The 12,466-nt window shown below is 45.5% G+C and carries 12 protein-coding genes; 10 read left to right on the top strand and 2 right to left on the bottom strand.

What is annotated here, in order from left to right; translation table 11 throughout:
* Positions 1-228: 228 nt before the first annotated feature.
* Positions 229-468 (bottom strand): hypothetical protein, encoded by a 240-nt coding sequence (locus GJS45_RS07685; RefSeq protein WP_162340897.1) that lies wholly within the window; start codon positions 466-468, stop codon positions 229-231.
* Positions 469-629: 161 nt separating this feature from the next.
* Here GJS45_RS07685 and GJS45_RS07680 point away from each other — a divergent pair, with 161 nt between their 5' ends.
* The 3 genes from GJS45_RS07680 to GJS45_RS24080 all read left to right on the top strand — a co-directional run bounded on the left by GJS45_RS07680 (position 630) and on the right by GJS45_RS24080 (position 1,696).
* Positions 630-968 (top strand): BF3164 family lipoprotein, encoded by a 339-nt coding sequence (locus GJS45_RS07680; RefSeq protein WP_162341189.1) that lies wholly within the window; start codon positions 630-632, stop codon positions 966-968.
* A 102-nt stretch (positions 969-1,070) separates the two neighbouring features.
* Positions 1,071-1,400, top strand: a complete 330-nt coding sequence (locus GJS45_RS07675) for an addiction module protein (RefSeq protein WP_162340896.1) — start codon at positions 1,071-1,073, stop codon at positions 1,398-1,400.
* 83 nt (positions 1,401-1,483) lie between these two features.
* The gene (locus GJS45_RS24080; protein ID WP_394366579.1) at positions 1,484-1,696 is read left to right on the top strand and encodes a type II toxin-antitoxin system RelE/ParE family toxin; all 213 of its coding nucleotides are present in this window, start codon (positions 1,484-1,486) and stop codon (positions 1,694-1,696) included.
* A gap of 25 nt (positions 1,697-1,721) precedes the next feature.
* On the opposite strand, the gene GJS45_RS07665 is transcribed toward GJS45_RS24080, so the two are convergent.
* A complete protein-coding gene (locus tag GJS45_RS07665; RefSeq protein ID WP_235954674.1) occupies positions 1,722-4,115 on the bottom strand; it encodes a glycoside hydrolase family 95 protein in 2,394 nt (797 codons plus the stop codon).
* 232 nt (positions 4,116-4,347) lie between these two features.
* Here GJS45_RS07665 and htpG point away from each other — a divergent pair, with 232 nt between their 5' ends.
* The 7 genes from htpG (at position 4,348) to GJS45_RS07630 (ending at position 12,390) form a co-directional block, all read left to right on the top strand.
* Positions 4,348-6,231 (top strand): molecular chaperone HtpG, encoded by a 1,884-nt coding sequence (gene htpG, locus GJS45_RS07660; RefSeq protein ID WP_162340893.1) that lies wholly within the window; start codon positions 4,348-4,350, stop codon positions 6,229-6,231.
* A gap of 251 nt (positions 6,232-6,482) precedes the next feature.
* The gene (locus GJS45_RS07655) at positions 6,483-7,406 is read left to right on the top strand and encodes an endonuclease/exonuclease/phosphatase family protein (protein ID WP_162340892.1); all 924 of its coding nucleotides are present in this window, start codon (positions 6,483-6,485) and stop codon (positions 7,404-7,406) included.
* Between the two features lie 222 nt (positions 7,407-7,628).
* A complete protein-coding gene (locus GJS45_RS07650; RefSeq protein WP_162340891.1) occupies positions 7,629-8,045 on the top strand; it encodes an RrF2 family transcriptional regulator in 417 nt (138 codons plus the stop codon).
* 119 nt (positions 8,046-8,164) lie between these two features.
* The gene (locus GJS45_RS07645; protein WP_162340890.1) at positions 8,165-8,890 is read left to right on the top strand and encodes a phosphoadenylyl-sulfate reductase; all 726 of its coding nucleotides are present in this window, start codon (positions 8,165-8,167) and stop codon (positions 8,888-8,890) included.
* Between the two features lie 38 nt (positions 8,891-8,928).
* Positions 8,929-11,034 (top strand): HEPN domain-containing protein, encoded by a 2,106-nt coding sequence (locus tag GJS45_RS07640; RefSeq protein ID WP_162340889.1) that lies wholly within the window; start codon positions 8,929-8,931, stop codon positions 11,032-11,034.
* Positions 11,031-11,822 (top strand): uroporphyrinogen-III C-methyltransferase, encoded by a 792-nt coding sequence (cobA, locus tag GJS45_RS07635; RefSeq protein WP_162340888.1) that lies wholly within the window; start codon positions 11,031-11,033, stop codon positions 11,820-11,822. Before GJS45_RS07640 ends, cobA begins: the two co-directional genes overlap by 4 nt.
* Positions 11,815-12,390, top strand: a complete 576-nt coding sequence (locus tag GJS45_RS07630) for a precorrin-2 dehydrogenase/sirohydrochlorin ferrochelatase family protein (protein WP_162340887.1) — start codon at positions 11,815-11,817, stop codon at positions 12,388-12,390. The genes cobA and GJS45_RS07630 overlap by 8 nt, the downstream gene beginning before the upstream one ends.
* The last annotated feature ends 76 nt before the right edge of the window (positions 12,391-12,466 follow it).

Genomic DNA, 12,466 nt, shown 5'->3' with positions numbered 1-12,466 from the left:
TGGGGAAAGGTCAGCACCGTTCATCATGTACGGCAGCTGGCTTGTGTTTAGGTACCTGGAAATCAGACCGTTGACGAAATCCCCCTTTCTCTTATAGTTTAGTTCACGTTGGAATTTACAGTATGACGCGCTATCCAAGATGATGTTACAGGGAAGTCAGGTTCTTTCTACCCAGTTTTCCGCGTAAAAAAATATGCAGATATTCGTATCAAACAAATATTGCATATGCTAAAATTTCAAGTCTTTTGCTCTGAACTTCCTGCTTTCCCTGATTTCTTTGTTTATTTCTTCGGCAGGCTTGTCTGATGCAAATGCCCCGAAAGAACTGAAAAAATCTTTTTCATTAGACTTTCTACCTTTCTTAATTGATTTTGCAAGTCGTTCGAGCAACTCTAATTTACTTGCTGAACTCAAACGTTCAAAAAGCGCTGAATAAGTTTCTACAATATGACGTTCTGCGTTTGCCATGGTCCCTGCTTTTTTCAAATATACGAAATCCCATTTAAACTGTTTTCTTTAATTGGTCTTGCCTGTAATACATTAATATATGGATGTAATAAAAGAAAAATACGTCTACGTACAAGGTACATTCCTAAAGAATGTGACAACCAGTTACCGGACGGCACACTATTCGTGGGCCGGAACAAACTATTCCCGAATTTGAGGTAGACTATTCAGCAGGCTACCCCATGGCACAGTTAACAGATATGAGTAGGGCTTTTTTTTACACCTCTGTAGTAGCAGGAGAGGAATATATTTATGCGTTATATTTTGGCAAGTCCGTGGATTTATTTTTTCAGGAAGGAGAGTTGTCGCGGGAGATCTTTGTTTTCGACTATGACGGCAATTTGCTTAAAACCTATTCCCTGGACCATGCCCTATTTTCCCTGGCAGTGGACGAGAAAAACAAGCGCTTTTTTGGTATTTCATCCGATAAGGATCCGAATGTGGTGATTTTTGATTATTAAGATATCTAATTATTGCCTAACTTTGATAATCATATTATTTCCCCTTTTTGATTAAAAGGAGCAAATCTAAGGAATCAGACATCAAATTTAAATTTTGATATCATGAATTCGAGCATGACGCAATCGTCACACAAAGGGATGATTATACATCATGCGAAGATTCCCCGTCCGACTGGCGTCATCCGGGCGGGCATATGGCCATTTAAAGACAATTATAAACACATGAAAATTACGTTGGAAATTCAAGACGAGCGGTTTAAGACATTTATGGATTTCATCCAAACGTTTGATTATGTTTCTATCAAAACAGATGAATCATCGCCCACCCAATGGCAGGAAGAGGAGGTGAATCGTCGTTTAGAGTTAATAGAAAGTGGTGAAATGAAAACCCGGGATTGGGAATTGGCTAAAAAAGAGATTTTTAAAAAATAATGCCCTATAGCATTAAAATTGCTCATGCAGCTGAAAGGGATATTCGGGATGCATTCCTTTGGTACGAAGACTAAAAGGAGAATTTGGGCAGGCTGTTTGAGGAAAATGTTTATCAAGCGGTTAACAATATGCAAAATAATCCCTTAAAATTTCAGATTCGATATGGTAGCACAAGGATTTCCTTCCTAAGGAAATTCCCATATGGAATTCATTTTCAAATTAATGACAATCAAATCCTGATTTTGGCCATTTTTCATACTTCTCAGGATTCGGAAAAATGGGAAAATAGAAAATAACGATTTTGCAGTGGCACCACCCTGGTTAAAAAAGCGATTTTGACTTCCCCTTTTCCAGGTCTATTTCCCATTCCTTTCCCTGATATAAAACCTTAGTCTTTCCACCAGCAATTGCCAGAATTTCAGCTTGTTTAAGTACCCCGTTTTCCCATTCCATACCTACCTCAAAATTCCCTCGTGCTTTCAGTCCGGTTACCTGGCCCCTGGACCATGCCTCGGGCAGTGCGGGTAATAAGCGGATGATTCCTTCCTCATGTGACTGCAGGAGCATTTCGGCAATACCTGCTGTGGCTCCAAAGTTGCCCTCAATCTGGAAAATCTTTCCGAGCAGATCAAACATATTGGGAGCCAGTTGGGTGGCCATCATTTGGTGGATGTGATCCAAGGCCTCGTCTCCCTGCTGTAAACGCGCATAAAAATTGATAATCCAGGCCCTGCTCCAGCCGGTTTGCCCGCCGCCACCATAAGCCAGTCGCCTTTCGATGGTTTTTTCGGCCGCCCTGAATAATTCGGGTGTTGCTGCGGTGATTTGATTGGAAGGGTACAAGGCATATAAGTGAGACATGTGCCGGTGGCCCGGCTCCGCCTCTTCATAGTCCTCGTACCACTCCTGAAGGGTGCCGTCTTTGCCAATTTTTATTGGGGGTAATTTAGTGGTTGCTTTTTCTATTTCCGCTGTCAATTGCTGCGCTCCCAGGATTCCCTCTGCTTCCAGGCAGGCGGTAAAGATGTCATTTATTATTTGGATGTCCATGCTGGCAGCCGTGGTGTTTCTCGTTGGCTTGCCGGTAGTTGGATCTATATAGGCGTTCTCCGGTGAGTAGGAGGGGGAAGTGACCAATTCGCCTTTTTCATTCTCCTTCAGAAAGTCCAAAATAAACCGGGCAGCACCGGCAATCACCGGGTAAGCCGTTTCTTTTAAATAGTCTCGATCCTGGGTAAATTCATAGTGCCTCCATAAGGAAAGGGACATCCAGGCACCTGCAAGGGGGTTAGAATAACCATTAGTGACCTGAGATTCCTTGGTTGACCCGGAAGGTGTGGTTCGTCCAAACGGATTGCTTACATGATGGGCCATCCAGCCGGAGGAGCCAATAAAATTTTTTGCGGTAGTGCTTCCGTTTTCCGCTAATTTTACCATAAAATTAGACAGGGGAACAAAGGCCTCGGATAAATTGGTCAGGTCGGCAGGCCAGTAATTCATCTGTAAATTGATGTTCAGGTGAAAATCCGATTCCCAGGGGGGCCACATTTCCTTGTTCCAGATGCCTTGTAAGTTGGCAGGAAGAACCGCCCTGTTGATAGAACTTCCCATCAGGAGGTACCTTCCGTACTGAAAAAACAGTTCCGTGATTTGGTTGTCATTCGTCCCTTCCCGCACCTGTTCCAGCCGCTTATCGGTTGGAAGGCTGTCCCGATGCGGGCTGCCTAAGGAAAGCGTAACCCGGTTAAACATGTCACGGTGCTCAGATACATGCATTTCCCGGGCTGTCTCGTACCGTGTTGCTTTTGCTTCTTCCAGTAGCTGTAACGCAGTCGCTTTGGCGTTTATGTTTCTGTCAAAATTCAGCTTTGCTACATTATAATCCGTTGCTGCACTTAGGATCAGGGTAAAGCCGGTGCTGTTTTCGATGCTAAGGGTTTTTTCATTTCCGCGTATCGTTCCATTATCCAAAACGGCTGTGATTTGGGAAGAAAACTTCATGTGATGGCCGGGTGTTCCGGAACCGCCCACGTTATCATCGTACCCATTGGGATCATCAAATACCTGTCCGTCTACGAAAAGAATTTCTTCTTCTCCGATGTGTTGGACAATGTCTTTCTCCCGTTCAAAACGAATCGTGCTGCTTACCGGCGCTCTATCCAGGCTCTCAAAGCGGTAAAAAATGACATTGTATTCATTGGAGGAAAAAGCCTCTCGGCGGTACCTTTTCCCTGCGATGGAATAAGTAGCCGTGACCAGGCCCGTCTCCATATTCAGTGATCGGCGGTAATTCTCCGGGGAACGTTGATGGTCAAAAGAAATAAACAATTCACCCAGAGGCTCATAGGAACGTATGGAGGTAGGGGAGACGGCCAGGTATTCCATGGCGTAGTCCAGGGCCTCTTGATAGTTTCCTTCCAGATTTAACCGCTGAAATTCAGCGTAATGCTGGCGCACATCTTCAGGGTAGGGGTCCTCTGGCATACCGGCCCAAAGGCTTTCCTCATTAAGTTGAATTTGCTCATGTTGCACCCCTCCATATACCATGGCTCCTAATCTCCCGTTGCCAATGGGAAGGGCTTCCAGCCATGCGTCGGCAGGGGAAGTATACCAAAGTTCCATCCTTGGTGAGGGATTTACTTCATTACCTGCTATTTGGCAGGTACTGGCAAGGGGAGTGAGGCTGATGAATAGCAGCAGGAGAAGCTGTCGCATGTTGAGTTGGTGTTGATGATGTCGCATAATACCAAAATATTCTGAATTGTTGGAGGAAATCACTAAACTGAAACCTTGGAAAAGAATTCGTTTGACGCATCCTGCGGATGGAAATTGAATTAATTAACACTGACCGGAGACTGACAATTTGACACGAAAATAAAATTGGAACAAGACTTGAACAAGGCAAGAATACAATAAAGACTTTGTTTACATAAAAATAAAAAATACCATGCAGGAAAAAGGTACCATTTCGATCCATACCGAAAATATTTTCCCCATTATCAAGAAGTTTCTCTATTCGGATAATGAAATTTTTCTAAGGGAATTAGTGTCCAATGCGGTGGATGCCACCCAGAAAATCAAAAGGATGGCCGCTTTAGGGGATTACAAAGGAGAACTGGGTGATCTGACCATCGATGTCAGCTTTGACAAGGAGAAAAAGACCATTACCGTATCGGATAAGGGTTTGGGCATGACTGCTGAGGAAATCAAAAAATACATCAACCAGATTGCCTTCTCCGGCGCATCCGAATTTGTGGAGAAGTTCAAAGATGCTAAGGATGCCAATGAGATCATTGGTAAGTTCGGTCTGGGTTTTTATTCGGCCTTTATGGTGGCCGATACAGTAGAAATCCATTCCCTGTCCCGTGAGGAAGGGGCGGAGCCGGCCAAATGGGTCTGTGATGGCAGCACCGAATTTGAAATCAGCCCCGGCGACAAAACCGACCGGGGAACGGATGTGATCCTACATATCAACAGCGAGTCCGAGGAATTTCTGGACAAGTGGAAGCTGCAGGAAATCCTGGACAAATACGCCAAGTTCCTTCCCGTGCCTATCCGCTTTGAAACCAAAACCGAAAGTGTAGAAGACGGGGTAGATGATAAAGGAGAGAAAAAGTGGAAATCGGTAGAGGTGGATAATATCATCAATACCACCAACCCAATCTGGACACAGGCACCAAGCGAGTTGACGGATGAGGATTACTTGAAATTTTACAAGGAATTGTATCCGATGAGCGAGGATCCGCTTTTCTGGATTCACCTGAATGTGGACTACCCCTTTAACCTGACTGGCGTTTTGTATTTCCCCAAGGTTAAGAACGACTTTGACCTGCAGCGAAATAAAATCAAACTGTTTAGCCGGCAGGTATTTATCACCGATGAGGTAAAAGATATCGTGCCGGAATTCCTGATGCTATTGCACGGGGTAATCGATTCTCCGGACATTCCGTTGAACGTTTCCCGTAGTTTCCTGCAGTCGGACAGCAACGTCAAGAAAATCAACAGTTACATCACCAAAAAGGTAGCCGATAAGCTGGGCGAATTATTCAAAAAAGACCGGAAAGTGTACGAAGAAAAGTGGAAGGACATTGGCCTTTTTGTGAAGTACGGAATGATCTCGGAGGACAAATTTTACGAAAAAGGGAAGGACTTTGCCCTACTCACCAATACAAACGGGGAGCATTTTACCCTGGATGAATACCAGGAAAAGGTCAAACCCTATCAAACCGGGAAGGACGAGAAGTTGGTGTACCTGTATGCCACGGATGCCGACAAACAAGATACCTTTATCCAATCGGCCAATAAAAAAGATTACGATGTGCTCTTGATGGATTCTCCCATAGACAGTCATTTTATCCAAAACCTGGAAGGTAAGTTGGAAAATGCCAGCCTGAAGCGGGTGGATGCCGATGTAGTGGACAAGCTGATTGATAAAGAAGGCGGATATGAAAACCTGCTGACTGAAGAGCAGTCCAAAAAGGTCAAGGAAATATTTGAAAAAGCCATTGGAAGCCAGACCTATAATGTGGAGGTAGAGGGTTCCAGCCCCGAAGAATTGCCGGTGACGGTCACCATGGATGAGTTTATGAGACGTATGAAGGACATGGCGAAAAACGGGGGAGGAATGGGATTTTATGGTGCCATGCCGGATAATTACAAGGTAGGCGTGAACGGAAACCACCCGGTGATCGATCGGATTTTGAAATCTGAAGATGCCGCCGAGCAGGAACGCCTCGCCAAACAGTCCTTTGATTTGGCCTTGCTTTCGCAGGGCCTATTGACAGGCAAGGAGCTTACCGCCTTTGTGAAAAGAAGTGTGGAGTTGATTTGAAAGTAAAAAATATATTAATTATCAGGGAAAGTGAGTCTAGGAACTTGCTTTCCCTTTTTTGTTCTCAGGGCTACTATTAGTCGCTGGTACTATCGTTCGGGTTTCCAGGAAGGCTATCCAATCCCCTTGCCGCCAGGATGAAATCAAAAAAAAAGCGATTGGCCGGAACAGAAAACCTGTGTATATTTACCAGTAGCCGCTTTTCATCAAAATGAGCGGCCCATCGCATCCACCATTTCTGAACGTAACCGATGAAACGAATCGTACTGTTTGCCTGCCTTGCCGCTTTATTATTGATGGAAGCCGATGCCTGGGCGCAATCCGATACAAAGACGCTGAAGGTGATGGCCTGGAACATTTTGCACGGTGGCAACGACCTTCCCAATGGCCCGGACCGGGTGATAGCCATTATTCGGGAAATTGACCCGGACCTGATACTCATGGTGGAAACCTACGGCTCCGGACCCCATATCGCGGAGACTTTAGGGTATCATTTTCATCTGATAGCGCCAAAGGGTACCGATCCGGACGACGAAAGCATCAACCTTTCCATCTATTCCAAACACCCCTTTGGGGAGCGAATGGATACCGGGTATCCGTTTTACCTGGGCGGACGCGAAGTCCTGATCGATGAGCAAAAAATCAATGTTTTTTCGAACTGGTTTTACTATTTGCCCTGGGAGGATGCACCGGAGCAGATGGGAAAATCGGTCGAAGAACTGCTGGCCTGGGAAGCCGCCGGCAAACGTACCGAAATGATTCAAAATGTGCTGCCCTACCTCGAAAAATACGCAGCTGCCACCGACTCGATTCCCATGATTTTGGGCGGTGACATGAATTCCCCCTCCCACCTTGACTGGAACGAGGAAACCCAGGCGCGCCATAATGGACTGGTCGTACCCTGGTATGCGACAAAGGTATTGGCCGATATGGGCTTTAGGGATTCGTTTCGGGAAGTGCATCCCAATCCCATCTGGCATCCCGGCATTACCTGGGATGTAAAGGGAAAAATGGACTCCCACCGCATCGATTACATTTTTTATAAAGGGGATTTAAAACCGTTGGCTTCTGCCTCCTACATGGCCTATTTTGGTGAAACCCTTCGGATTAACGAAAAGGAAATACCCTACCCTTCGGACCATGGGTTTGTCGTAATCACCTTTTCTCTGAAATAATCTTTTTTAAAACGTGTGAAATCAAACTATAACCACCTGAGTCAATGTAAAAAATACGTACCTTTTTACTTCCATTGGAGATTGTCAATCATCAGGGTTTATCCCATACTGGAAGGATTTAATTCCATAAGACCCCGTCTTTTTTCATAAATCATCCGATAAACTGCTCATTTTTACCGAAAGTAATTATCTTTAATCAATACAACCATTTTTGCACGACGCATGCTTTCAAAAAAAACCAAATACGCTTTTCACGCTCTGACTTATCTGGGAAAAAACAAAGATCAGGGGGCCATTTTAATTCAGGAGATTTCAGAATTTCATAATATATCCCATAAATTTTTAGAAAATATCCTGCTGGAACTCAAAAAAGCCGGTTTTTTGGGAAGTAAAAAGGGAAAAGGTGGGGGATATTACCTTATCAAAGAGCCCAAGGAAATCCCCCTTTCCCGCATCATCCGCTTGCTGGATGGTCCGATTGCCTTGTTACCCTGTGTGAGTCTCAATTACTACGAACCCTGCGAGGAATGTGAGAATCAGGAGCAATGTGGCCTGAATAAGGTGATGATAGAGGTGCGGGATGAAACACTCAAAATATTGGAAATGAAGACGTTGCAGGATATTTTATCTAACGAGTAAATTTTTTTCCATTTACTCTATATAATTTGTAGGTTTTATGTACTTTTGTATTTGCAGCCCTGTGTAAGAAGCAGATAGCACGACCGGAGGGGCAACCCTTAGATTAAAACCGAAACACCATGATTGAAGCGAACGAAATGAAGGAACTGACCCGGCGAGTAGAAAAATTGCCTGTTGCAGAGGGTTTAACTTTATTGACTGATCTCTTTCCCGGAGAAGTGGTTTTTTCCACCTCGCTAGGCCAGGAAGATCAGGTGATTACCGAAGTCATTGCTAAACACCAGTTGCCAGTCAAAGTTTTCACGCTGGACACAGGCAGGCTTTTCTACGAAACCTATGATTTGCTGGCTAAAACCATCGTTAAGTACGGGTTGGACATTCAGCCTTATTACCCGGAGACGGAGGCTGTCCAGGACCTGGTTAGCAAGAATGGCATCAATGGTTTTTACCAGTCCGTAGCGAACAGGAAGGCATGTTGTTTCGTACGCAAGGTAGAGCCCCTTAAGCGTGCCCTGAAAGGGAACCGTGTTTGGGTTACCGGTCTTCGGGCCGACCAAAGTGCTAACCGGAAGAGGATGCCCTTATTGGAATGGGATGAAGGGAATCAAATCCTGAAATACAACCCCTTGCTGCACTGGACCATGGATCAAATGCTGGATTATATCAATGAGCATAAGATCCCTTATAATCCCTTACATGACAAGGGCTTCGTCAGCATTGGATGTGCTCCCTGTACCCGGGCCATTTCTCCGGGAGAGGATCCACGAGCCGGACGTTGGTGGTGGGAGGCTTCTCATAAGGAATGCGGACTCCACGAGCCGGGTCAGTTGACCAACAAATCCTAATCAACTTTAAAAGGTTAAAAAACCGAAAAATCAGTACCATGCAAAGTTTCAGAACCGAAATAGAAAATCCAGTTGTAGAAAAAGATATCGTCGAATTAGCAGATAAAATCAACCTTTTTCGCAACGGAAAAATAGACGAAGAAAAATTCAGAAGCCTACGATTAGCCCGGGGAGTGTACGGGCAACGGCAGGAAGGCGTGCAAATGATCCGGATCAAACTTCCATTTGGCCGGGTGACATCTTCACAGCTCAACCGAATCTGTGATGTCTCCGAGAAATATTCGACCGGCCGGCTTCACATTACCACGCGGCAGGACATTCAAATTCACTATGTCAGTCTGGACAGGACACCTGAACTTTGGTCCGAACTGGAAAAGGATGATGTCACCATACGCGAAGCTTGCGGTAATACCGTTCGGAACGTGACAGCTTCAGAAACAGCGGGGATTGATCCTGCGGAGCCATTTGACGTAACGCCCTATGCAGATGCTACCTTCCGGTACATGTTGCGTAATCCCATCTCTCAGGAAATGGGAAGGAAATTTAAGATTAGCTTTTCGTCCAGTGAGGAAGATACCGCACTCTCGTACCTGCACGACCTTGGTTTCATCGCCAAAGTGAGAAAAGGGGAAAATGGCGTGGAAGAACGGGGATTTAAAGTGCTTCTGGGTGGTGGATTGGGCTCTCAGCCCCGGCACGGAGATGCGGTGCATGCGTTTTTGCCTACCGATCAGTTGATTCCGTTTATCGAGGGAGTGGTTCGGGTTTTTGACCGACATGGTGAAAGAGCCAAGCGAATGAAAGCCCGAATGAAATTTCTCATCAATAAATTGGGGGTTGAGGAGTTTCTGGCATTGGTAGCGGAAGAACAAACTGCCTTACAGCATCAATCCTATCCCATTGATGTGAGCGAATTTGAGGCATCCAAATCCCTGCCGGACCCGGCTTTGCCCGAGTTTACTGTTCCTGCGGATGAAAATTACAAACGATGGAAGCTAACGAATGTGTTGCCTCAAAAGCAGCCGGGTTATTTTGCGGTAGGAGTAAAAATCCACTTAGGAGATTTTTATACCAAAGAGGCCCGTCAGTTGGCAAAGCTCGTTAAGGACTTTGCCAATGACGAACTGCGGTTCACCCTGCGACAGAATTTTCTGATCCGGGACGTGAAAGAGGAATTGCTACCGTTTTTTTACCAGGAGCTAAAAAAACTGGGGCTTTCTGACTATGGTTATAATTCCATCGGAGACATTACGGCTTGCCCCGGTACGGATACCTGTAATCTGGGCATTGCCAGTAGTACCGGTGCTGCGGATGTAATGGGGAAAGTAATTCTGGACGAGTACCCGGAGTTTTTGCTGGACAAACACCTGACGATTAAGATTTCCGGTTGCATGAATGCATGTGGGCAGCACAATATGGCTTCGATCGGATTTCAGGGCATGTCCATGAAAGCCGGTAAGTCTGTATTGCCTGCCTTGCAGGTACTGCTGGGCGGTGCCACTTTTGGTGACGGGAAAGGCCGTTTCTCAGACAAGGTGATCAAAATTCCGAGTAAAAGAGGTCCTCAGGCCTTGCGAATTCTTCTGGACGATTACAAATCCCAGGGGGAAAAAGCAGAGAATTACGCTTCCTATTACGAGCGAAAAGGACAAATGTATTTCTACGAATTACTCAAGCCCCTTGCGGGAACAGACAACATTACCGAGTCGGATTTCATCGATTGGGGCAATGAGGAACCGTATGTCAAAGCCATTGGTGTGGGTGAATGTGCCGGTGTGGTAATTGACTTGGTTTCCACCTTATTGCTGGAAGCCCGGGAAAAGCTGGCCGACTCAGAGGATAGTTTGAAAGCCGAAAAATGGGCTGATGGCATTTACCAGTCCTACACGAGCATGGTAAATGCTGCCAAAGCCATTTTGACAGCGGAGGGCGTAAATACCAATAGTTACGCCAGCATTGTTTCCGAATTTGAAAATCAGTTTATTGCCAGTGGAAAAATTGACCTGGATAAACCCTTTGCAGAGCTGGTGTATCAAATCAAGCAAAATCCGCCTACCGAAGCGTTTGCTGCTGCATACTATCGAACTGCGGAAAGGGTATTTGAGGCGATTAGCGAATTCAGATCAAAAGAAGTACATGCATGAGGAGTGAAGTGAGACCAAGAGTGACGTTGGTAGGTGCCGGGCCGGGGGATCCGGAATTGATTACCCTGAAAGGTGTCCTGGCACTTAACAAAGCCGATGTGGTGCTGTTTGATGCATTGATTGACCGTTCGTTGTTAAATCATGCTCCGGACAAGGCACTGAAGGTATTTGTAGGGAAGAGGCATGGCAGTCTCAAAAACCCACAGGAGGATACCAACCGGCTCTGTGTGCGTTATGCTCAGGAATACGGTCACGTGGTCCGTCTGAAAGGGGGCGATCCGTTCGTATTTGGTAGAGGAGCTGAGGAATTGGATTACATCCATCAATTCGGGATCACCACGGATGTGGTTCCTGGCATTTCGTCCACGGTAGCCGTCCCTGCTGCTGCGGGAATTCCGGTTACCAAACGAGGAGTTTCTGAGAGTTATTGGGTGATCACGGGCACTACCAGTAGTGGAGCACTTTCCAACGATTTGAAACTAGCCAGTCGTTCCAAGGCTACAGTGGTACTGTTGATGGGAACCAAAAAACTGTCAGAAATAGTAGGAATATACGAGGCTCAGGGCTTGGTAGACAAACCCATTGCCATTATTGAACGGGGAACTACCCGTGAGGAAAAAGTAGTAGCCGGTACCATGATGGATATTCTAGACAAGGCCAGCAAGCAAAAGGTGGGTGCCCCAGCGATCATTATCATCGGTGAAGTGGTCCGGGAAAGTCCCCAATTAAAAGCGGTTTACGAGGAGGTACTTTGTGAGCATAAACTGATTTCTTTACACAATGAATGAATTGTATCCTGTTTTTTTGAAAGTTCACCAATTGGAAACACTCTTGGTAGGTGCGGGGTTTGTAGGGCTGGAAAAGCTCACCTTTTTGCTTAAGTCCAGTCCCCATGCCACCGTCACGGTGGTATCCGTGGAGATTTCGGACGAAATCCGTGAAATCGCCCGAGACAATCCCCGGATTCGGTTGATACAGGATGCCTACCATTCCCGCTACCTGGAGCAAAAACATATGGTGATCGCTGCGACCAATTTTCCCGAGGTCAATAAAACGATCTACAAGGATGCCAAAGAAAGGTATTTACTGGTCAATGTGGCTGATACGCCGGAATATTGTGACTTTTACCTGGGTGGAATAGTGACGAAGGGTAATGTAAAAATCGCCATCAGCACCAATGGCAAAAGCCCTACTACTGCCAAGAGGCTGCGGCAGATGTTAGAGGAAATCATCCCGGAAGACATCAACGAAATGGTAGAAAACATCAATAAGTATAGAGATACCTTAAAAGGAGATTTTGAATACAAAGTAGAGGCCTTGAATAAACTAACAGAAGGGCTTATAAAAAAGGACTAATTCATTGAAACAAAAAAAGGGGCGTTCAGCCCCTTTTTTTACGTTCATTTTTTAAGTTTTCAATGTAGGTCTTAAT

The organism is Cyclobacterium salsum (assembly GCF_010119245.1).
GTDB classification, from domain to species: Bacteria; Bacteroidota; Bacteroidia; order Cytophagales; family Cyclobacteriaceae; genus Cyclobacterium; species Cyclobacterium salsum.
The sequence above is the reverse complement of the archived record's forward strand: the minus strand, read 5'-3'. Positions and strand labels throughout refer to the sequence as shown.

Coding starts and splice junctions, on each gene's coding strand:
- GJS45_RS07630 (WP_162340887.1), top strand. CDS start 11,815: ATGAATGAATTGTATCCTGTTTTTTTGAAAGTTCACCAATTGGAAACA.
- cobA (WP_162340888.1), top strand. CDS start 11,031: ATGAGGAGTGAAGTGAGACCAAGAGTGACGTTGGTAGGTGCCGGGCCG.
- GJS45_RS07640 (WP_162340889.1), top strand. CDS start 8,929: ATGCAAAGTTTCAGAACCGAAATAGAAAATCCAGTTGTAGAAAAAGAT.
- GJS45_RS07650 (WP_162340891.1), top strand. CDS start 7,629: ATGCTTTCAAAAAAAACCAAATACGCTTTTCACGCTCTGACTTATCTG.
- GJS45_RS07665 (WP_235954674.1), bottom strand. CDS start 4,115: ATGCGACAGCTTCTCCTGCTGCTATTCATCAGCCTCACTCCCCTTGCC.
- GJS45_RS07645 (WP_162340890.1), top strand. CDS start 8,165: ATGATTGAAGCGAACGAAATGAAGGAACTGACCCGGCGAGTAGAAAAA.
- GJS45_RS07655 (WP_162340892.1), top strand. CDS start 6,483: ATGAAACGAATCGTACTGTTTGCCTGCCTTGCCGCTTTATTATTGATG.
- htpG (WP_162340893.1), top strand. CDS start 4,348: ATGCAGGAAAAAGGTACCATTTCGATCCATACCGAAAATATTTTCCCC.
- GJS45_RS07675 (WP_162340896.1), top strand. CDS start 1,071: ATGAATTCGAGCATGACGCAATCGTCACACAAAGGGATGATTATACAT.
- GJS45_RS07685 (WP_162340897.1), bottom strand. CDS start 468: ATGGCAAACGCAGAACGTCATATTGTAGAAACTTATTCAGCGCTTTTT.